At 57.1% G+C, this 21,435-nt stretch carries 17 protein-coding genes; 6 read left to right on the forward strand and 11 right to left on the reverse strand.

The features are described from left to right. Window positions 1-167 precede the first annotated feature (167 nt). The gene (locus tag ACR0KS_RS04390) at window positions 168-851 is read right to left on the reverse strand and encodes an adenylate kinase (protein ID WP_170563006.1); all 684 of its coding nucleotides are present in this window, start codon (window positions 849-851) and stop codon (window positions 168-170) included. Between the two features lie 7 nt (window positions 852-858). Next, entirely contained in the window at window positions 859-2,823 is a 1,965-nt protein-coding gene (gene acs / locus ACR0KS_RS04395; protein WP_170563008.1) for an acetate--CoA ligase, read from the reverse strand. 426 nt (window positions 2,824-3,249) lie between these two features. On the opposite strand from acs, the gene ACR0KS_RS04400 reads away from it, so the two are divergent. The 3 genes from ACR0KS_RS04400 to ACR0KS_RS04410 all read left to right on the forward strand — a co-directional run bounded on the left by ACR0KS_RS04400 (window position 3,250) and on the right by ACR0KS_RS04410 (window position 6,367). Continuing rightward, window positions 3,250-4,266 (forward strand): C4-dicarboxylate TRAP transporter substrate-binding protein, encoded by a 1,017-nt coding sequence (locus ACR0KS_RS04400; RefSeq protein ID WP_170563398.1) that lies wholly within the window; start codon window positions 3,250-3,252, stop codon window positions 4,264-4,266. 64 nt (window positions 4,267-4,330) lie between these two features. Next, the gene (locus ACR0KS_RS04405; RefSeq protein WP_170563010.1) at window positions 4,331-4,963 is read left to right on the forward strand and encodes a TRAP transporter small permease; all 633 of its coding nucleotides are present in this window, start codon (window positions 4,331-4,333) and stop codon (window positions 4,961-4,963) included. Further along, window positions 4,964-6,367, forward strand: coding sequence for a TRAP transporter large permease (locus tag ACR0KS_RS04410; RefSeq protein ID WP_170563012.1), 1,404 nt, complete (start codon window positions 4,964-4,966; stop codon window positions 6,365-6,367). It abuts the gene before it with no gap. Between the two features lie 134 nt (window positions 6,368-6,501). Here ACR0KS_RS04410 and ACR0KS_RS04415 read toward each other — a convergent pair whose 3' ends face one another. Both ACR0KS_RS04415 and rocF read right to left on the reverse strand, forming a co-directional pair. Beyond that, on the reverse strand, window positions 6,502-7,545 hold the full coding sequence (locus ACR0KS_RS04415) for an ornithine cyclodeaminase (RefSeq protein ID WP_170563014.1): 1,044 nt from the start codon (window positions 7,543-7,545) through the stop codon (window positions 6,502-6,504). After that, window positions 7,545-8,465, reverse strand: a complete 921-nt coding sequence (gene rocF / locus ACR0KS_RS04420) for an arginase (RefSeq protein WP_170563016.1) — start codon at window positions 8,463-8,465, stop codon at window positions 7,545-7,547. The genes ACR0KS_RS04415 and rocF overlap by 1 nt, the downstream gene beginning before the upstream one ends. A gap of 86 nt (window positions 8,466-8,551) precedes the next feature. On the opposite strand from rocF, the gene ACR0KS_RS04425 reads away from it, so the two are divergent. Further along, window positions 8,552-8,980, forward strand: coding sequence for an Lrp/AsnC family transcriptional regulator (locus ACR0KS_RS04425; RefSeq protein ID WP_170482371.1), 429 nt, complete (start codon window positions 8,552-8,554; stop codon window positions 8,978-8,980). A 101-nt stretch (window positions 8,981-9,081) separates the two neighbouring features. Next, entirely contained in the window at window positions 9,082-11,691 is a 2,610-nt protein-coding gene (gene mprF, locus ACR0KS_RS04430; protein WP_170563019.1) for a bifunctional lysylphosphatidylglycerol flippase/synthetase MprF, read from the forward strand. Between the two features lie 3 nt (window positions 11,692-11,694). Here mprF and ACR0KS_RS04435 read toward each other — a convergent pair whose 3' ends face one another. From ACR0KS_RS04435 to ACR0KS_RS04460, 6 genes are all read right to left on the reverse strand, one after another. Continuing rightward, a complete protein-coding gene (locus ACR0KS_RS04435) occupies window positions 11,695-13,257 on the reverse strand; it encodes an efflux transporter outer membrane subunit (protein ID WP_170563022.1) in 1,563 nt (520 codons plus the stop codon). Between the two features lie 11 nt (window positions 13,258-13,268). Further along, a complete protein-coding gene (locus ACR0KS_RS04440; protein WP_170563024.1) occupies window positions 13,269-14,414 on the reverse strand; it encodes an HlyD family secretion protein in 1,146 nt (381 codons plus the stop codon). A 20-nt stretch (window positions 14,415-14,434) separates the two neighbouring features. Continuing rightward, complete coding sequence (locus ACR0KS_RS04445) at window positions 14,435-14,797, reverse strand: DUF3302 domain-containing protein (RefSeq protein WP_170383924.1); 363 nt, start codon at window positions 14,795-14,797, stop codon at window positions 14,435-14,437. 34 nt (window positions 14,798-14,831) lie between these two features. Next, window positions 14,832-15,401, reverse strand: coding sequence for a disulfide bond formation protein B (locus tag ACR0KS_RS04450; protein WP_170563027.1), 570 nt, complete (start codon window positions 15,399-15,401; stop codon window positions 14,832-14,834). 9 nt (window positions 15,402-15,410) lie between these two features. Continuing rightward, a complete protein-coding gene (locus ACR0KS_RS04455) occupies window positions 15,411-15,566 on the reverse strand; it encodes a DUF5993 family protein (protein WP_480693130.1) in 156 nt (51 codons plus the stop codon). Window positions 15,567-15,682: 116 nt separating this feature from the next. Continuing rightward, window positions 15,683-16,444 carry a DeoR/GlpR family DNA-binding transcription regulator gene (locus tag ACR0KS_RS04460; RefSeq protein ID WP_170563030.1) on the reverse strand — a complete coding sequence of 254 codons (762 nt, stop codon included), beginning with the start codon at window positions 16,442-16,444 and terminating at the stop codon, window positions 15,683-15,685. 202 nt (window positions 16,445-16,646) lie between these two features. On the opposite strand from ACR0KS_RS04460, the gene glpD reads away from it, so the two are divergent. Continuing rightward, window positions 16,647-18,230, forward strand: a complete 1,584-nt coding sequence (gene glpD / locus ACR0KS_RS04465) for a glycerol-3-phosphate dehydrogenase (protein WP_170563034.1) — start codon at window positions 16,647-16,649, stop codon at window positions 18,228-18,230. Window positions 18,231-18,296: 66 nt separating this feature from the next. Here the strand turns inward: glpD and ACR0KS_RS04470 are convergent, their stop codons facing one another. Next, window positions 18,297-21,434 carry an efflux RND transporter permease subunit gene (locus ACR0KS_RS04470; RefSeq protein ID WP_170416970.1) on the reverse strand — a complete coding sequence of 1,046 codons (3,138 nt, stop codon included), beginning with the start codon at window positions 21,432-21,434 and terminating at the stop codon, window positions 18,297-18,299. Window position 21,435: the final 1 nt, after the last annotated feature.

Genomic DNA, 21,435 nt, shown 5'->3' on the forward strand with positions numbered 1-21,435 from the left:
CTTCCTCCTGTTGCGACCCCTTGCTTTGTCCTCCAGCGCTTGGGGTCGCTTTTCGTAACGCCCAAGGCCGAGTGGCATCAGGCAAAACCCCTCCGGTCCGCCAGGGCGGTTCCGATGAAGTATTCGTTTAGGAATTCGGCCCTGAGTTTCGGGCGGGCCGAGTTCCCCTAGTTCATCGCGTTGCTGACAACTTTCTCAAGCTGGCTTGCGATGTCGTCGATGTCGCCCATGGCGTTCAGACCTTTCAGAACGCCTTGGTCTTGGTAATAGGTGATCAGAGGCGCCGTTTGCGCGTGATAGGCCGCAAGACGCGAGGCAACGGTTTCGGCATTGTCATCCGCGCGGCGCTTGAACTCGGAGCTGCCGCACTTGTCGCATTTCCCGTCGGTCGCAGGGATTTTGTACGTGTCGTGATACCCTTCACCACACATGGCGCAGGTGTACCGGCCCGAGATGCGGGTGACCATTTCCGCATCCTCAACCTCAAGGCTGATAGCGGCGTTGATCTTCTGGCTGGTCTCGGACAGGAGCGTATCCAACGCCTGCGCCTGAACCGTGGTGCGCGGAAAGCCGTCAAGAATAACACCCTTGGCGCAGTCCGGTTCGGTCAGACGGTCGCGCAGGATAGCGATGACGATGTCGTCACTGACCAGATCACCGGCCTCCATGACGGCTTTGGCAGCTTTGCCTGCCTCTGTCCCCGCAGCAACGGCTGCGCGGAGCAAGTCGCCGGTGCTGAGTTGAACAAGCCCGAACTTGTCCTCTAGCATCCGGGCCTGCGTTCCCTTCCCGGCACCCGGAGGGCCGAGAAGGATCAGAACAGCGGGTGTGGTGATCGTGGCAGCGTCCATCACATCCTCACTTATTCGCACGGTTTTCGATCAGGTCTTCGACCACCGACGGATCAGCCAGCGTCGACGTGTCACCCAGCGCGCCAAAGTCATTCTCGGCGATCTTGCGCAGGATGCGGCGCATGATCTTGCCGGAACGGGTTTTCGGCAGGCCCGGTGCCCACTGGATAACATCCGGTGAGGCAATCGGTCCGATCTCGGTCCGAACCCAAGTGCGCAGTTCTTTCAGCAGATCATCCGAAGGCGTGCGATCATTCATCAGGGTGACGTAGCAATAGATGCCCTGACCCTTGATGTCGTGCGGGTAGCCCACCACTGCGGCCTCGGCCACGGCAGCGTGTGCGACCAGCGCGCTTTCAACCTCGGCGGTGCCCATGCGGTGACCAGAGACGTTGATCACGTCATCCACACGGCCGGTGATCCAATAATCTCCATCCTCATCGCGGCGACAGCCGTCGCCCGTGAAGTAATAGCCTTTGTAGTCCGAGAAATACGTCTTCTCGAACCGCTCATGATCGCCCCAGACAGTGCGCATCTGACCGGGCCAGCTGTCCTTGATGCAGAGAACGCCCTCTACCCCGTTTCCGCTGATCTCGACACCCGATTGCGGGTCCAAAACCACGGGCTGCACGCCAAAGAAGGGTTTCATGGCTGATCCCGGCTTCGTCGCATGTGCGCCGGGCAGGGGGGTCATCATGTGACCGCCGGTTTCGGTCTGCCACCATGTGTCAACGATCGGGCAGTTTCCTTTGCCGACAACCTCGTTGTACCAGTTCCACGCCTCGGGGTTGATGGGCTCGCCCACAGTGCCCAGCAGACGCAGATCGCTGAGGTCGTGCTTTTCGACAAACTCGTTGCCTTGTCCCATCAGAGCGCGGATCGCGGTCGGGGCGGTGTAGAACTGATTGACCTTGTGCTTGGCGCAAACCTCCCAAAAGCGGCCCGCATCGGGGTAGGTGGGTACACCTTCAAACATCAGCGTGGTCGCGCCGTTGGCCAGCGGTCCATAGACGATATAGCTGTGGCCGGTGACCCAGCCGACGTCAGCGGTGCACCAATAGATGTCGCCTTCGTGGTAGTCGAACGTGACCTCATGCGTCAGCGCGGCATAAACCAGATAACCGCCGGTCGTGTGCACAACACCTTTGGGCTGGCCCGTGGAGCCAGAGGTATAAAGAATGAACAGCGGATCTTCGGCGTTCATCTCGGTGGGCGCGCAATAGTCGTCCGCCTCAAGCGCCATTTCATTATAGTCGTAATCACGGCCGCTGATCCACGTGGTCTGCCCGTTGGTGCGTTTGACCACCAGGCATTTCACGGTGTCCTTGCAGTGCAGCAGAGCCGCATCCGCGTTGGACTTCAGCGGCGTCTTGCGGCCCCCGCGCGGTGCTTCGTCCGCTGTGATGACAACCTTCGCGTCGCAGCCATTGATCCGCGCCGCCAAAGCGTCCGGCGAGAAACCTGCAAAAACAATGGAATGGATCGCGCCGATCCGTGCGCAGGCCAGCATCGCATAGGCGGCCTCGGGGATCATTGGCAGATAAATTACCACGCGGTCGCCTTTGCGTACGCCCATCGACTCAAGGATATTTGCCATCCGGCAAGTGCGGCGGTGCAGTTCGGCGTAAGTGATGTGCTGGGCCGCATCGTTTGGATCATCCGGCTCCCAGATAATCGCCGTCTGATCGCCGCGCGTTTTCAAGTGACGATCCAAGCAGTTGGCCGAAACGTTCAGAGTGCCATCGGCATACCAGTTGATTCCGACGGACCCGAAATCGTAGTTGACGTCTTTGACCTGCGTATAGGGTTTAATCCAGTCAACGCGTTTCCCGTGTTCGTCCCAGAACGCGACAGGGTCGTTGACAGAGGCCGCGTACATCTCGGTGTATTTTTCAGCATCGACATGTGCACGCGCAACGGTATCTGCGGATGGCGGATAGACTTTGGCATCTGCCTGAGCAGCGGTTGTCATTCTGAGGCTCCTCCCTCTGGACTAAATTTCACTAAGTCGATTTTGCCTGCTGAACCGGCAATGTCGACCCGCTTCCTCCCAGTACCGGATAATACGGAGAACTGAAAACAAGGAAATAAATTACAGAAAACTATGGATTAGTTTGTAAATAACTTTCTTTCACTGGTTGCCATCTGTAAACAAAATCAACAAAACTGGAAAAAATAAAGCAAAGACAAGCTGTTAAATGTAACAGATTTCCGTGGGGCGCACAGGTCGCCCCCGACTTTGAATGGGGCATTTCTAATTCATCTTTTGGTTGTTAGCGCTCAACTGTGCTGTCTGTAGAGTTTTCGGAAAGCTGTCCGGGGTTGGCACATTGTAATGTTGGCGCTAGCTTTACCCCAAGCGCCCAGGCGAGGGGGCGCATCAAAGGGAGAAATCATGATGAAAAAGATGTTGAGCGGCGCGGCCGTCGCTGCCTTGACTGTTGCGTTTGTCTCTGAGGCCGCAGCAACTGAATGGAATGCTTCGGTCTGGGGCAAACGTCGCGCCTTTACCGAACATGTTGAAAAACTGGCTGAGTTGGTCAACGAAAAGACCGGCGGCGACTTCACGATCAATGTCAGCTATGGCGGTTTGTCCAAACCGCGTGAAAATCTTGATGGAATCGAGATCGGCGCATTTGAGATGGCCCAGTTCTGTGCGGGCTACCACCGTGACAAAAACCGCGCGATCACGGTTCTGGAGCTGCCCTTCCTTGGGGTAAACACTCTGGACGAGGAGGTGGCTGTCAGCCACGCCGTCTACGATCATCCCGCTGTAAAGGATGAAATGGCCCAGTGGAATGCGCGCATTATCATGACGTCGCCCATGCCTCAGTACAACCTTGTTGGAACAGGCGATCCTCGCGCAACCCTCGCTGATTTCGACGGAATGCGTGTGCGTGCGACAGGCGGTCTGGGTCAGGCGTTCGAGGCGGTTGGCGGTGTTCCCACCTCAGTCCCTGCAACCGAGGCGTTTAACGCGATGGAATCAGGGGTTGTCGACACGGTTGCGTTTGCTCAACACGCGCACCTGTCATTCGGCACTATCAACGAAGCTGACTGGTGGACGGCCAACCTGAACCCCGGCACAGTGAATTGCCCGGTTGTCGTGAACATTGATGCTTATGAGGCGCTGTCACCAGAGCACCGGGAAGCTCTGGACAGTTCGGTTGACGAGGCGATTGACCACTACCTCGCCAATTACGGCGGTCTGCTCGAGCAGTGGGACGGTGTGCTTGCCGAAAAGGGTGTCGAGAAAGTAATGATCGACGACGCCGTGATCGAAGAATTCCGCACCAAGGCCGCAGATCCAATCCGCGAACAGTGGATCGCGGACATGAGCGCACAAGGTCTGCCTGCACAGGACTTGTATGATCTGGTTCAGTCGACGCTGAAACAGCAGCGCGGCGGAAACTGACTTGATTGTTCCGGGTGTCTAACAGGGCACCCGGATACCAATAATAAACAAGAGGATCACCGGAATGGCAGGACAGGCCACGGTGCTGGAAGATGGCAGTCGCCTCAGCCGGCTGGATCACCATCTACTGAGGATAGAGCGGTTTCTTGCCCTGATAAGCGGTCTTGCCGTCTTTGGCTTGATGGTGCTTGCGGTCGTGTCGGTTAGCGGGCGCAATGCAATCAACGCACCTTTGCCCGGTTACGTGGACTGGATCGAACAGGCCATGCCATTGATTGCGTTCCTTGGCGTCTCCTATGTGCAGCGTGATGGCGGGCATATACGAATGGACATCGTCATCTCGCGCCTGCATGGGCGGGCGCTGTGGCTGTTTGAACTGATCTCGGTCATTCTGATCCTTGTGCTGATGCTGGCCCTTGTCTGGGGAAGCTGGTCCCATTTCGACCGCTCGTTCGATTTCGGCGCGCCATTGTGGAGCCGCGACAGCTCGATCGACATCGGTATCCCGCTTTGGCCTGCAAAATTGTTGGCGCCCGTCGCGTTTTCGGTGCTGTGTGTGCGTTTGGTCCTTCAAATCTGGGGGTACGGCCGTGCCTTTGTTCTTGGCTTGGAAAGCCCTGTGGCCGTGCCATTGATCCAGGATGCCGCAGCGCAAGCCGCAGCCGAAGCCGAAAAATTTGAGGGGCAGGACGAGTAGATGGACAGTATTGACATCGGGCTCTGGGTCACCGGTGGCCTGCTTGTATTGGTCGTGACCGGCATGCGCGTGGCTTTCGCCGCTGGACTGGCAGGGTTGGTGGGGCTGGTCTGGATTTTCTGGGCCAAGTTTGGCTACGACCCGGACCGGTTCGGCAAAGCTCTGACGGTAGCTGTCAAGACAGCGGGGCAGGTGCCGCATTCCAAGGTCGCAGCCCACACCCTCAGCCTGATCCCGACCTTCATCCTGATCGGGTACCTTGCCTACTATGCAGGCCTGACCCGCGCATTATTCGAGGCGGCCAAACGCTGGGTCGCCTGGGTGCCCGGAGGTTTGGCCGTATCGACCGTATTCGCCACGGCGGGCTTCGCGGCTGTCTCCGGAGCCTCAGTTGCGACATCAGCGGTTTTCGCGCGCATCGCGATCCCCGAGATGCTGAAGGTCGGGTACAACAAGCAATTCGCCGCGGGTGTGGTGGCGGCTGGGGGGACGCTGGCGTCCTTGATCCCGCCCTCCGCGATACTTGTGATCTATGCCATCATCGTTGAACAGGACGTGGGAAAACTCCTGTTGGCCGGTTTCATTCCGGGCGCGTTCTCGGCCGTGGTCTACGGATTGCTGATCGTGGGGATCGCGGTTGTGTTCAAAACCGTTGGCCCACCGGTCACGGGCTTTACGTGGAAACAGCGTTTTGCCGCGCTGCCGGGTGCCTTTCCGATCGTAGCCGTGATCCTGATCATCATCTGTTTCGTCTACAACCCCTTTGGAGAAAAAGCCTGGGGCACACCTACCGAAGGCGGAGCGATCGGCGCATTTATCGTGTTCTGCTTCGCTCTTTTCCACGGGATGCGCTGGACCGAGTTAAAGTCCGCACTGCTTGAGACTGCAAAGCTGACGGCGATGATCTTCTCAATCATCTGGGGCGTTCTGATCTATGTGCGCTTTCTCGGTTTTGCCGATCTTCCGGGCGCGTTCTCCGATTGGATCACCGGGCTGGAAATGTCTCCGATGTTGATCCTGATTTGCATCCTGCTCGCCTATGCGGTGCTGGGGATGTTCATGGATGCCATCGGGATGCTGCTGCTGACCCTTCCAGTTGTTTACCCTGCGGTCATGGCTTTAAACGGGGGCGAGACTGTCAGTGCAGCGGATAGTGCATTTGGCATGTCAGGGCCGATGTGCGCCATCTGGTTTGGAATCCTTGTGGTCAAAATGGCTGAATTCTGCCTGATCACACCACCGATCGGCCTGAATTGCTTTGTCGTCGCCGGTGTGCGCCCGGACCTGAGTGTTCAGGACGTTTTCAAAGGGGTGACTCCCTTCTTTATAGCAGATGCGGTCACGATAGCATTGCTTGTCGCGTTCCCGGGCATTGTTCTCTATCTTCCATCGCTCGCCGGTTAGCAGTTTGTATTTTGCGAGGCTCTGCCTCGCGCTCCGGGATATTTTTAGCCAGATGAAGAACCGATCCCCTGCTTCATCTGGCCCCAAATATCCCGGGGGAGGCGCCCGCAGGGCGGCGGGGGCAGAGCCCCCGTTCAACGTGCCCGCATCAACATTCCGTATAGGTCGCGCGGATCGTCAGGGTCAGCCAGCATATCGAGCGGCTCGTAAAAATCCGTCCCTTCGATCGCGGTTTTGATGTATCGCAGGGCCGAGAAATCTTCGATTGCAAAGCCTACACTGTCGAACAGCGTGATCTGCCGGTCGTCGCGTCGGCCTTGTGCCTCACCGGTCATTACTTTCCACATCTCCGTGACTGCATGATCGGGATCAAGCGCCTGAATTTCTCCTTCAATGCGTGTTTGTTCAGGATATTCGACGAAAATGTCTGACCTTAGCAGGATATCCCGGTGAAGCTCGGTTTTGCCGGGGCAATCGCCGCCGATTGCGTTGATATGAACGCCGGGTCCGACCATGTTGTCGGTCAGGATCGTGGCGTATTTCTTGTCGGCAGTGCAGGTGGTGATGATTTGGGCGCCCTCGATAGCGTCCTCAGGGGTCTTGCACAAAACGACGGTCAGGCCTGACGTTCTGAGGTTTGCTGCGCATTTCTCGGTTGCGTTTGGGTCGGTGTCAAACAGGCGCACCGTATCGATCCCGCACATTGCCTTGAAAGCCAGGCATTGAAACTCTGACTGCGCTCCGTTTCCGATCATCGCCATCGTTGTGGCTGATTCTGGTGCCAGATAGCTGCCGACAAGCGCTGATGTCGCGGCCGTGCGCAATGCTGTCAGAAGGGTCATCTCGGTCAGCAATGTGGGGTAGCCGGTATACACGTCGGCCAGCAGCCCAAAGGCGGTGACCGTTTGCAGCCCTTCCGAGGTGTTTTTCGGATGGCCGTTGACGTATTTGAACCCATAGGCTTCACCGTCCGATGTCGGCATAAGCTCGATAACGCCGTGCGGTGAATGTGCTGGAATACGGGGGGTTTTGTCGAAACTTTCCCAGCGTTTGAAGTCTGCTTCGATCTGTGCGGCGATCTGCGTGATCATACGTTCGACACCGATGTGGTGCACCAGTCGCATCATATTGTCGACAGAAACAAATGGCACCAGCGCCTTGTCAGATGGTTGTGTCATCAGAAACTCCGGGTCGGGCGATCAAAGATTCGACGCCCCAGCAACGAGGCAGCCAGATCGACCATCAGTTTTGCGGTTCGACCGCGTTCATCCAAAAAGGGGTTCAATTCGACCAGGTCCAGCGAGCATACAAGCCCGCTTTCGTGTAGAAGCTCCATGACCAAATGCGCTTCGCGTTCGGTTGCACCGCCGGGAACTGTTGTGCCGACAGCCGGTGCGATTGAGGGGTCGAGAAAGTCCACATCCAGTGAAACATGCAGCATTCCGTTTGCGGCCCGCACCCTGTCAAGGAATGCCATCAAGGGGGCTTTGATCCCGTGTTCATCGATGCTGCGCATGTCGGCCAGCATTGCTTGGTCCTGTTCAAGCCGTTGCCGCTCGGCCGGGTCCACGGACCTAAGGCCAATCATGCCGACGCGATCGGTTGGAATCGGGGCAGTCACAACCGGAAAGTCGTCAAACCCCTGTTGCCCGGTGAAATAGGCGACAGGCGTGCCGTGCAGGTTACCGCTGTCTGTGCTGCCGGGGGTGTGGAAGTCGCTGTGCGCATCCAGCCAGAGAACGAACATTGGGCGGCCAATTCCGTTGGCATATTCTGACATGCCTTTGACCGTGCCCATCGACAAAGCGTGGTCACCGCCCATAAAGATCGGCAGTCCCTTGGCAGCGGCGTCCTGGGCCGCGCGGCTTAGGGCGTGTGTCCAACCCACGCATTCTGGTAGGGCGAAAAGGTGATCATGTGGTGGAGTGTCAGTGTCATCAGGGCGAATATCACCGACGTCTTGAACCATATGCCCCAAATTGGTCAGAGCCTGCTCCAACCCTGCCACCCGATAGGCGTCAGGGCCCATGCGGCATCCCTGTCGGCGTTTCCCCGCATCTATCGGAGCACCGACCAATATTACATTTCCTGTATCCATATGACTATCTAACCAATCGCTGTGGGTTGCGAATAGACTACAAAGTGTTCAAAAAGGTACCCGAGGATACAAAATGGGAAGAATGTATGGACGATTTGGATAGTAGATTGCTCAGTGCTCTGCACCGCGATGCGCGCGCGTCGCTGTCCGAGCTTGCCGAAACGCTGGGTGTAACGCGCGCAACGGTGCGCAGTCGCTTGCAGCGCCTCAAGCAATCAGGGGAAATCGTGGGGTTCACCGTTCTGACCCGTCGGGATGTGGCGCAAAGCCCGGTTCGCGGCTTGATGATGCTTGAGATTGAAGGCCGCGGCACCGAGCGGACAATGTCGCGGATCGCGGCATTGCCGCAGGTGCGCGCCGTGCATTCGACCAATGGAAGCTGGGATCTGATCGCTGAAATCGGGACCGAAACCTTGGCCGAGTTGGATGAGATTCTCTTTCAGATACGCCGGATGGAAGGGATCACCCGTTCCGAAACCAATCTTCTGCTGTCCACCCGAAAAGGGCGCGTCTGATGTCCGTAGTCCTTTGAAGCTCAAGGAAATTGTGCAACAGTTTCCTTGAGCGGGTAACGCGCGCGAGTGACTATTGTCAGACCTGAGAGCAGGGGAACAACATGACGACGCAGGACACAGGCGAAGAACTGTGGGCGGTTCGCTGGGCCGAACGTGCGACGGAATTTCTTGAACGACCTCTGGTCCGTATCGCAATTCCGGTCTTGGTCACATTGATCGCTTTGGTCGTTTTGCATGAATTGTCATCGCATGTTAAATGGTCTGACGTTCAGACAGACGTGGCGAACACGTCGTGGAAGCTGATGTTCTTTGCCGTCTGCTGGACGGCGTTCAGCTTTGTTTCCCTGTCCATGTACGACGTTTTCGCCGTTCAAAGCGTGGCTGATGGCGAGGTTCCTTTGCCCGTTGCAGGTATGGCAGGCGCTTGCGGATATGCCGTGTCGAACTGTCTGGGTTTTTCCTACATCACGGGGACAGCGATCAGATATCGCATTTATGCCTCGCTTGGATTGGACCTCGGGCGGGTTGCGGGTGTTATCGCCACATCGTGGATAGCGTTCTGGTCGGGTATGGTCCTGTTGCTGGGCTGCCTGTTGACCCTTCATCCCGATGGGATTTCTAAAATCCTGCCGATCAACGAAACCGTCGAAACCGTCATAGGTGTTTGCCTTCTGATCGGCCTCGCGACGCTTTTGATCTGGCTGGCAAGGGGTGGGCGCAGACTGGCCTACGGGGGGCTGGGGTTTAATCTGCCGGGCGGTAAGTTGGCCGGATTGCTGACCCTCGCGGCCATTGGTGACCTGTTCGGCGCGTCAATGGCGCTCTATGTCCTGATGCCCGATGATCTGGGCATTGGCTACCCGTTCTTCTTTGCGGTTTACATTGGCGCCATCGCGGTCGGCATCCTAAGCCACGCGCCGGGCGGGATTGGCGCGTTTGAGGCCACGCTGATCGCGGGGCTGGGGGCTTCTGGCCGTTCGGACGTCATTGCTGCGCTGCTGTTGTACCGGTTGGTTTACACCTTTCTGCCTTTTGCCATCGCCAGTCTGTCAATCGCTGTCGCTTCGGCGTTGACCCACCGCCGCAGAATTGGCGGAGCCGCCACGTGGGTTTACCGCATCCTGCGTCCGATCGTGCCGATGGTTGCCGCGGGGGTATCAGCGGTTGCCGGGGTGATCCTGCTGGTATCCGGCGCGTTGCCGACCAGTAGCCAAAACCTTGGGGTTCTGCGGGATTTCCTGCCCTTGTCCTTTGTCGAGGCCTCTCACCTTGCGGGCAGTGCGGTTGGTGTCTTGCTGATCCTCGTCTCGCGCGGGTTGTTCCGTAAACTCTATCGGGCGTGGGTCGTGGCCATGTTGCTGATGGTTGTGGGGTTTGTGGCGTCGCTGACCAAAGGTCTGAACACGCACGAGGCAATTAGCATGCTGGGCACAATCACCTTGCTTGCCATGTTCCGGGGCGCTTTCTATCGCGTGAGTGGGGCGTCGATTTTCAGGCTGAATATCCCGTGGCTTGTCAGTGTGATTGCTCTGCTGGCCGTCATTTTCTGGATTGGTTTGTTTGCTTATTCTCATGTCGAATATCAGAACTCGCTTTGGTGGGAATTCGCGTGGAACGGCGATGCGTCGCGTTTCCTGCGCTCGAGCCTGATTGTGGCGGTCATTCTGGGCGTGGTCGCCGTGAACACCTTGTTTGGAAGGGATATTCCACCGCCTGTTCGCACCGAAATCCCCGCAGCGGTCGAACGTCTGGCGATGGAAAGCGAAGATACTGAGGCGCAAGTCTCTCTGACCGGCGACAAGCAGTTCCTGATCTCGCCCGAGGAAAACGCCTTTCTGGCCTACGCTGATACCGGCAACGCCCTGATCACCAAGGGAGAGCCTGTTGGTGATGAAACAGCCGGGCAGCAACTGATCTGGCAGCTTCGCGAAATGGCAGACCGTGAGGGCAAGCTCTGCGCGTTTTACAGCGTTTCGACTAAATACCTGCCGACCTTTCTTGATCTGGGCCTGTCGATCCTGAAAATCGGCGAGGTTGCGCGTGTTCCGCTGAAAGACTTCTCTTTGGACGGAAAGTCGCGCAAACGCTTTCGTCAGGCCAAGAACCGGGCCGAGCGAGAAGGGTATGTGTTTGAAATCATTCCCAAAGAGAAACTGGCACCGGTTCTGCCCGAGTTGCGGAAGATTTCCGATGATTGGCTCGCGCAAAAAGCGGGCGAAGAAAAGGGGTTCGCCCTAGGTGGGTTCGATAACGAATACCTTTCGTATTTTGACCATGCGGTTCTGCGCAATGGGGATACGGGCGAAATCGTTGCGTTTGCCAATCTGTTTCAGGGTGGCCACAAGTCTGAACTGTCACTGGACCTTATGCGGTATGAGCCTGACAGCCCCAGCTTTGTCATGGACGCCCTGTTTGCCGAGATGATGTCGTGGGGGGCAGAGCAGGGGTTCCAATGGTTTTCATTGGGAGCTGCCCCATTTTCAGGGATCGAAAACCGTCAGCTTGCCTCGATCTGGAACCGCATTGGCGGGTTTGTGTACGAGCACGGTGAGCAGTTCTATCACTTTGAGGGGCTGCGGTCCTTCAAGCAGAAGTTCGACCCGGATTGGAGCCCGAACTATCTGGCCAGCCCCGGTGGTCTGGCGGCCCCGCGCATACTGTACGAGGTGAATATCCTTATCTCGGGCGGGCTGAAAGGTCTGACGAAATAGCGATCAGTTCAGGCTGACCCCAGTCGGCGTTTCTTGCAGCAGGTCACCCCAATCTGTGCGGTATGCCATCTCTGCCAGGACAGTCTCGGGCAGGAATTCTTGATTTTGACGAATTTGCCAGCCTCCGCCCAGACCCTTGTAGACTGAAACAAGGTTGTTCGACACTTGTTGCCGTGCCTCGATCAAATTCGCCTGCGACCGCAGCAGCGCCGTTTGAGTGTTTAAGATGCGAGAGTAGCTGGCGGCCCCATCGCGGTATTGATCCACCGCGATCTCGGCCGCTTTGCGTGAGGCAGCGACGCTGTTTTCATAAAACCCGACCTGTTTGCGGGATTGAGTGTACGCGACCATCGCGCTTTCAACTTCGGAATAGGCCGTCAGGACAGTGTTCTGGTAATTTGCGATAAGGGCTTGATAGGCCGCGTCCTGCGCGCGGACGTTGTTCTTGATCCGGCCATAGTTCAGGACGTTCCAGACCACTCCGGCATTGGCAAGTCCCGTGGTGCTGGCCGCCGAAAACAGATCGCGACCGCCCGAAGCCTGCACTCCGATAGAACCCGACAGGATGAACTGCGGGTAAAGGTCTGCCAGCGCGATCCCGACCTGCGCCGATTGCGTGGCCGCCGCCAGTTCAGCCGCACGCACATCCGGGCGACGCCGCAGCAGCTCTGCCGGAACGCCAACGGACACGTTGGAACGCGCTGTGGGGATACGTCCTGAATTCCCCAGCAAACCGGCCATCCTTGACGGGGTCGCGCCCAGCAAAACGGCCAGCGCATTCTTGGCCTGCTGCAGATCGCTTTCGATTGCAGGGACCAAAGCCTTGGTGTTGTTCAATAGCGCTTGGGACTCCTGTACATCCAGCTCAGTCGTGACGCCGTTTTTGAACCGGAGTTCGGTAAGGTCCGCGCTCTCCTGCTGCAACTGTATGTTCTCGCGCGCCACGGCTAAAGATTCCTGCAGCGCACGGATATTGACGTACAGCGCGGCCACATCGCCGGTCAAGGTGACCAACGCGTCGTCATAATTCGCGACCTGCAGCGCGAGGTTCGAGCGGGCCGCTTGAACGCCCCGTCGCTGTGCGCCCCAGACATCCAGCTCCCATTGTGCGTCAAAGCCGACTTGCGAGGTCGAAAATTCGGTGTCCAAAGGGATAATCCGGTTGATGTCCGAGATCGGCCCAAGGTTTTCGCTGATCTGGCGGCGCTCGATGGACCCTCCGATGGCCTGCGATTGCGGATAGAGTTCGCCAAACGCGATGCCCAACTGCGCGCGGGCCTGCAAAACGCGAGCTCCCGCCACTTGCAGGTCAAGGTTCTGGGCATAGGCTTCTGCAATCAGTTTGTTCAGGGTGGGGTCGTTGAATGTCTCCCACCAACGCACCACGGGCGCACTGCGTGACGTCAAGCCACTTGAACCGGCGCTTGGGCTGTTCACCTCGATCCATTGCTTCACGACCGGCGAATTTGGCCGCACGAAATCGGGACCGACGGGTGCGCATGCCGCAAGCAATACGGCGCTCAGCGCTGTACCGATTATCTTGCTGCGGAATTTGGTCCGGTTCATGCTGCGCGTCCTCAGATGTCCAGTGGTCGGATGAAGTTGGCGAAGGAATAAAGACGGATATTGATACGCCGCAGGAACTCAAAGCTCTTGCCTTGGCCTGTGTAAATCGCCACCGCCGCGTGCCCACCGGCGGGGAAAGTGTGGCCGTCAGGAAGATCAACCGAGACTTGCACCGCAATGCGGCCCGGCAATTTGGGCAGCTCAAAACCGGGCAGGCGGCCGGAGGGCAGGTACTGACCTTGGCGCGTGGCCCACCAGATCGCCTCGACCTTGCCGGTGAGGATTTCGCCGGGATACAGGTCCAGCGCGACCTCGACATCCTGACCGACCTCGACAAACTTGAGGTTCTGCTGCCGATAGGTCGCAAGAATATAAGGGTTATCCTTGGTCACAAAGCTGGCAATCGCGCCCAGACGAATATCGCCGACAACAAGGCCGGGGCGCGCCTGTTGCGACACGATCATGCCGTCCTCAGGTGCGTAGATCGTTGTATTGTTAAGGAAATACTCGGCTTTTTCCAACTGTGCCCGGGCTTGCAGGATGCCCGTATTCACCCCGTCGATCTGAGAATTCAGCGCCAGTTCCGCTTTCTCAAGGTTTGCCTCGGCTTCCTTGATCGAGGCCTGATCTTCGGTGACCTGTTCATTCCAGCGATCCAACTCATCCTGGCGCGCGCCGCCTGCAGGGACGAGGTTTTCGTATCGCACCTGCTGCGTCAGTGAATAGGCCAGCTTAGCGTTTGTGCGTTCGACGGCTTCGGCGGCGACGATAACGTCTTGTTCAAGGATCTTGGCGTTCTGCTGCGCGGCAACCAGTTGCGCGTTGGCTTCCTCAACCTCCAGCGAAAAAACGGTGTCGTCGAACCGGTAGAGCGGGTCTCCTTTTTTGACCTGGGTGTTGGGTTCGACCAAAACCTCCGTCAGGATCGTCGGCTCGGTCAGGCGGGGTACGATCTGGATGGTCGAGCGGACAACATGGCTGTCGATCGAAAACGGCTGAAAAAACCGCAAGGCGACGAGGAAAATCAGCAGCAGGTGTGCGCCTACCCAAAAGGACACGATGCCCCAAGCGATGTTGAACCGCAGCCACTGCATTTTGAAGAAAATGAACCAGACGAAAATGATGTAGAAAAGCGTAATGCCGAGGGCGACAAACATGGTGTTTCAGTTCCTTTGGCTTAGCTCTTCTGTGTCTCGTCTGGGTCAAGCGGGTCGCGATATTCGTCTGTTAGTGTTCCACCCAACCGCTTGATTTCTTTGCGCACGGCGTCCCGTTCATCGTCTGGCATACGGCGGATATCCACGGTTGTCCCATCGTGGAAGGCCCAGATAAACGCGTGGACCCAAGGCACGATCGCAAGGAATCCCATCCAGCCCATGATCTTGACCGCCTCGGCATGTGGATGGTTGCGTTTGATCGCAATACGGCCCGGCAACCCCATCAGGAACAGGAACAGCCCCATAACCGCAGCAAGCAGCAATATCAGCGCAAGAAATGTCAGGTAGTCATAGTAGCCAAGCGGCTGCCCCAATAGTCCCATGCTCGTGCCTCCTTGAGGGACGGTTGACCCATCCTCAGTCGTTGGTCCCCAGTTCGTCAATCAGTTTGTAGTCCGTCGGCGGGTCGGCGCAGATGCCGGGGCCGCATTCCAGCAGGGTCGAGACTGCGTTCAAGGCGGCCAAACCCAGCACTATGAAGAACGCGACCTTCGCCAGTGCGCTGCCGCCGAACCGAGGCTGATCGGATGTGTCGTCAGCGTACTGCCTCTCGAACATCAGCATGATGGCGGTTCCCAGCAGGATCAGGAAAAAGCAGATCGCCGCCCACGTGTAGTAGTGATAACCCAGTACGGGTGAGCCATAGTGCCCCGTGCCCGGCACGATATGCAGCAGGATTTGCCGCACTGAAACGCTGATACCAAAGAGGGCGGCGATCAGCATCAGGGCGTAATGTCTGGGCCGCGCACCGTATAAAAGGTTCAAACCCAGCCCAACCCCAACGGCGACAAAGCCAACGCGTTGCAGCAAGCAAAGGGGGCAGGGCAGTTCGTAGAGGGTCAGCTGATAGATATAGGCCAGAAGCAAAACCAGACTGACAGCCAGTGTGCCAAGGGCGTTCAGGTTCCGGGACAGATCAGGTGTCATCGCAGTCCCCTAGAGTTGAATCGTCAATTGGCTGGTGGCGTGAAACTTGAACCAGTAAACGCTCAGGGCCAGAGTTATAAAAAACAGCACGTTGGCTGCGGTGGTCAGTCGAAAATAATTCAGCCCCATTGTGGCTGTAAGTAACGCGAATAAAAGCGCGATCATGGCCCGGAGCCTCCCTCCCGTGCAACGATTGCAATATGTTGTGATATTGTCAGGCTAAATCGCGTCTGACAAGAACCGCGTTTGGGAATGCGCGCTAAATGCGAAAACGACGGGTCTTAGGGGGCCAAACAAAGCCGCGTGTCCCACTCGTTGCACTTCTGCGTCAGATCATCGGAGAGTGGTAATTCGGTGTAGAAGGCATCGACATCGGACAGAGACGCAATTCGCGCCGGGGCGGTCCGCTGAAATTTAGAATGGTCCGAGACCAGCAAGGTCTGACGAGCCTGAGCGATGATTGTCTGACTTACCCGAACTTCCTGAAAGTCAAAATCCAGCAAGTCGCCTTCAGCATCCAGCGCAGAACATCCGATGACCGCGTAGTCGAACTTGAACTGCTCGATCGTCGAAATTGTCAGGTTTCCGATCAAGCCACCATCTGAACGGCGCAAGACTCCTCCGGCAACAACGATCTCGCAATCCGTGTTTTCGACTAGGATGTTTGCAACATTCATATTGTTCGTCACGACCATCAGGTCTTTGTGGTTCAGCAACTGACGCGCGACCGCCTCGGTCGAGGTTCCGATGTTCATAAAAAGTGACGCGCCATCCGGGATGTCATCGGCGCAGGCTTGCGCGATGCGGGCTTTGGTGTCTGCGTTCAGTGCGCGGCGGTCTTCATAGCCAATGTTCGAGACACCGGATCGCAGCACAGCTCCGCCATGCACGCGGTCCAACTTTCCCATATCCGCAAGCTCTGACAGGTCTCGGCGAATTGTCTGGACGGTTACATCAAAGGTTTCGGCCAGCTCCTCGACCATGACGCGCCCGTTCTGTTTGGCGATCTTCAGAATGTCCGACTGGCGGAAAGAAAGTGACACGGGCGTCTCCTGCTAAGTAAGAGTGTTCGTTTTTGTTCTCTTTCTGTCAAAATGCAAGAATTAGGTTTCAGTATTCGATATTTAGCCGAAAAATAAATGCCTGATTTGTGCAAAACGAACATAAACGAAGAATCACATTGACGAACCGAGTGTGTGCCGGGTTAATGGCGCCGAATGTGCCAGTGTGGGGAATCGACCGAAAATGGAACGGCAAGACGAACAGGTATGCGATCTTTTCATCATCGGGGGCGGCATAAACGGGTGTGGCATTGCCAGGGATGCAGCCGGGCGCGGGCTGACCGTAACGCTGGCCGAAATGAACGATTTGGCATCGGCCACTTCGTCGGCTTCGACCAAGCTGTTTCACGGTGGATTGCGATACCTCGAATATTTTGAGTTCAGACTGGTCCGCGAGGCGCTGGTCGAACGCGAAACCCTTTTGCGAGCCATGCCCCATATTAGCTGGCCGATGCGGTTTGTTCTGCCATACCACGAAGACATGCGGTTCGATTCAGACACGCCGACGTCCCGGTTGCTGAGCACAGTGATGCCGTGGATGCGTGGCCGCCGGCCCGCTTGGCTGATCCGGCTGGGTCTTTTCATGTACGACCACCTTGGCGGCCGGAAAATTCTTCCGGGCACGTCGTCTTTGGACCTGCGCAGTTCTCCAGAGGGTGGGCCTTTGCAGGAAAAGTTCCAAACGGCATACGAGTATTCGGATTGCTGGATCGAGGACTCGCGGCTTGTCGTTCTAAACGCTCGGGATGCCGAGTCGCGCGGTGCCCAGATCATGGTGCGAACCAAGGTGATGTCGGCTGAACGAGTGGACGACCTGTGGCATGTCACAATCCGCGATGAAAACAGCAGTGAGTCACGTTTGGTAAAGGCAAGGATGCTGATAAACGCTGGTGGACCGTGGGTTGGCGATATTATTCAGACCAAGATACGAGTGAACTCGCGTGAAGGCGTTCGGCTTGTGCGGGGAAGCCATATTGTGACCCGAAAGCTGTTTGACCACGACAAATGCTATTTCTTTCAGGGACAGGATGGCCGCATCATTTTCGCCATTCCCTATGAACGCGATTTCACGTTGATCGGTACGACCGACCAAGATCACCCGGACCCCTCAGAGCCGCCAATTTGTACCGAGGCAGAACAGGAATACCTTTGCGCTTTCGCGTCGAAATATTTCAAGCAGCCCTTATCGCGCGATGACATTGTCTGGACGTATTCCGGCGTCCGGCCTCTCTATGACGACGGTGCCACGAGCGCGACCGCCGCGACGCGGGACTATACGTTGAAGGTGGATGCACAGGGCGGGGCACCGATCCTGAATGTGTTTGGTGGAAAGATCACGACGTACCGGAGGCTCGCTGAAAGCGCGCTGGAAAAAGTGGCCGAGCATTTCCCGAATTTGCCGGGGCCGTGGACAGCAGGCGTCGCATTGCCCGGAGGCGATTTTCCTGTTGATGGCGTTCCAAGCCTGATTGCCGGTCTCGAAGCCGACTACACATTCTTGGACCGGGCTTGGGCGGGACGTCTTGCGCGCGCTTACGGGACAGAGGCGCGGACTATTCTGGCCGATGCGCAGTCCGAAAAAGACTTAGGCGAAAATTTCGGCGCGACATTGACCGAGCGTGAACTGGAATGGCTTGTGACCAAAGAATACGCGCGGACCGCAGAAGACGTCGTGTGGCGGCGCAATAAACTGGGTCTTCGGCTGACTGAAGATCAGGTGCACCGCATTCAGAAATGGATGGAAAATCAGAGCGCCATAGCCGCGTGAGGCGACAGAAAACAAAAAGCCCCGCCAGCAGGTAGCGGGGCTTTTTCTATTTTGGACTAGTTCTGATCAGGTTGCATTCTCGGGCGATCCCGGATCGTTCTTGGTGCCCTTCATCCACTCACGCAGTCCTTGCATCAGGGCGTATAGCACTGGAACGACGATCACTCCGACCAGTGTGGCCGCCAGCATCCCGCCGAAGACAGCAACGCCGATGGCCTTCTGGCTGGCCGCGCCCGCACCGTTTGCCGCCAGCAGGGGCACAACGCCCAGAAGGAAGGACAGGGCCGTCATCATTACGGCTCGGAAACGTTGAAACGCAGCTTCGGCGGCAGCGTCCTTGATCGGTAGCCCGTTTGCCCTTTGCTCCATCGCAAATTCGACAATCAGGATGCCGTTTTTCGACGCAAGCCCCACGAGCATGATCATCCCGATCTGAGTATACAGGTTGATGTCACTACCAACGATGGCCACAGCCGCAACCGCGCCGAACAAGGCGACGATGACGGATAGCAGGATGGAAACGGGCAGGGTCCAGCTTTCATACTGACCAACGAGGAACAGATAGCCGAACAGGATCGCCAGTCCGAGGATTACGATGACCAGTCCGCCGGACGCAAGCTGCTGTTGCGCAGTCCCCGTCCATTCAAACGAATAACCTGGGGGCAGGGCGTTTGCCGATTCTTCCGTCATTACGGTGATCGCGTCGCCCGTCGATAGCCCCGCAGCGGGAACCGCCGTGACGGTCGCAGACCTGAAAAGGTTGTGACGTTTGAGAAGGACAGGACCCAACACGTTTTCGACATCGACCAGTGTTCCAAGGGGCACCATTTCGCCTTTTGTCGAGCGAACATAGAGGTTTGAAATGTCCTCGACATTGTCGCGATAGCTACCCTCGGCTTGGATCATCACCCGATAAACACGGCCAAACAGGTTAAAGTCGTTCACGTAGTACGAACCGAGTTGAGCTTGCATGGTCTGGAATACTTCGGCCACGGACACTTGCAGGGTCTTGGCTTTTTCGCGGTCCAGATCGACGAAAAGTTGCGGCACGTTTGCGCGGAACGTCGTGTAGGATTGCCCGATCTCGGGCCTCTGGTTAGCCGAGTACACGAAAGACCCCACTGCCGAGGCAAGGTCCTGCGGTGAGCCGCCGCCAGTCTGCTGAACTTCCATCTCGACACCGGCCGACATGCCCAAGCCTTGAATCGGCGGCGGGTTGAAGGCCACGATCGAAGCTGCGGATTCCCCATTTGCAATCGCCAGAACCTTGGCCAGAATTGCATCAGCGCTCAGATCGTCTTCCTGTCGTTCATCCCAGTTGTCGAGGTTGACAAAGATCGCGGCTCCGTTGGTGATTGTGCCGTTCAACAGCGAAAAGCCGTTGATCAGAACCGTGCTTGCAACGCCGGGGATTTGTTGAATTTGCTCGTCTACACGACTGGAAACCGTTTCTGTGCGCTCCAACGTCGCGGCATCGGGCAACTGGATGTCGACAAACAGATAGCCGTTGTCCTCAAGGGGAATGAAACCGCTTGAGGTGTTGGTCATAATCGTTCCGGTTCCCATGGCCAAAGCCACGACGATCCCAAGCGCGACGATTGGCAAAATCAGCAGCTTTCGGACAATCGCGACATAGCCGTTACGAACCGACCCGATGAACTTTTCAAACACGGCCAGCACCCCCTTGGGTGGGCCAGAGCGTTCCCGAAGAACCAGTCCGCACAAAGCAGGCGACAGTGTCAGGGCGTTGATTGACGAGATCACCACGGCGGTCGAGATGGTCACGGCAAACTGCGAATACAGGCGTCCTGAAATTCCGGGCATGAAGGTGACCGGAACGAACACGGCCAGCAGAACAAGCGTGGTTGCAATGACCGGACCTGTGATTTGCCCCATTGCCTTACGAGTCGCCTCGGCTGGGGGTAAGCCTTCCTCCGCGATGATCCTCTCGACGTTTTCCACGACCACGATGGCGTCATCCACCACGATCCCGATTGCCAACACCAACGCGAACAGTGAGATTGTGTTCAGCGACATTCCAAAGGCCAGCAGAAACGCAAATGTCCCGATAAGTGAAACCGGAATCGCGACGGCCGGAATGATGGTCGCCCGCCAACTGCCAAGAAAAACGAACACAACCGAGATCACGAGGATAAAGGTCAAGATCAGGGTCGAGACCACATCGTTCAGCGATTGTTGGACAAAATCCGTCGTGTTGAACGGCACTTGGTATTCCACATCGGTCGGGAAAGCGCGCGACAGGCGATCAAGCTCGGTCTGTACCCGTTCCGATACTGCCAGAGCGTTGGCACCGGGTGCCTGATAAATACCGATGACAGTCGCTGGTACGCTTTCAAAATAACCAGAGGCCGCATAGTACTGAGCCCCCAATTCAACGCGCGCGATGTCCTTTACCCGAACGATCGAGCCGGCTTCGCCTGTTCGGATGACGATGTCGCCAAACTCATCAGCCGAGGTCAGACGCCCCTTGGTCTTGATGGTGTACTGGAAGGTCTGGCCTTCGGGCACCGGAGGCGCGCCGATTGAGCCTGCGGACACCTCGACGTTCTGTTCCCGAATGGCAGTGATCACGTCGCCGGGGGTGATGGACAGAGCGGCCATCTTGTCCGGGTCCATCCAGATCCGCATGGCGTATTCCAGATTGGTTAGAACATCGGCCTTGCCCACGCCCTGCACACGCGCCAGCGCGTCTTTCAGGTTGATCGAGGCATAGTTTGACAGGAAAACGCTGTCATAGGTTCCGTTGGGCGAGGTCAGTGTCACCAGCAACAGCATGTTGGTCGACGCCTTTTGCGTGACAACGCCAGACGAAGTCACTTCGGACGGCAGTGACGACATCGCTTGCGCGACACGGTTCTGCACGTTGACCGAGGCGATATCCGGGTCGGTGCCGACCTCAAAGGTAATGTTAAGAGAATAAGATCCGTTGTCCGAGGACGTAGACGTCATGTAAATCATGTCGTCCACACCGTTCACCTGCGCTTCGATCGGTGCGGCAACGGTATTTTCCACCGTTTCGGCGTTTGCACCAGTGTAGGTGGTCGTCACGCTCACCACAGGGGGCGTGATGTCGGGGAACTGCGCTACAGGTAGAACCATGTAGCCGATAGTCCCCATGATGGTCAGGACAAGCGAAATAACAAGTGCCAGCTTTGGCCGGCTGATGAACAGGGCTGAGAACATC

This window comes from Ruegeria sp. BC7 (assembly GCF_056539165.1).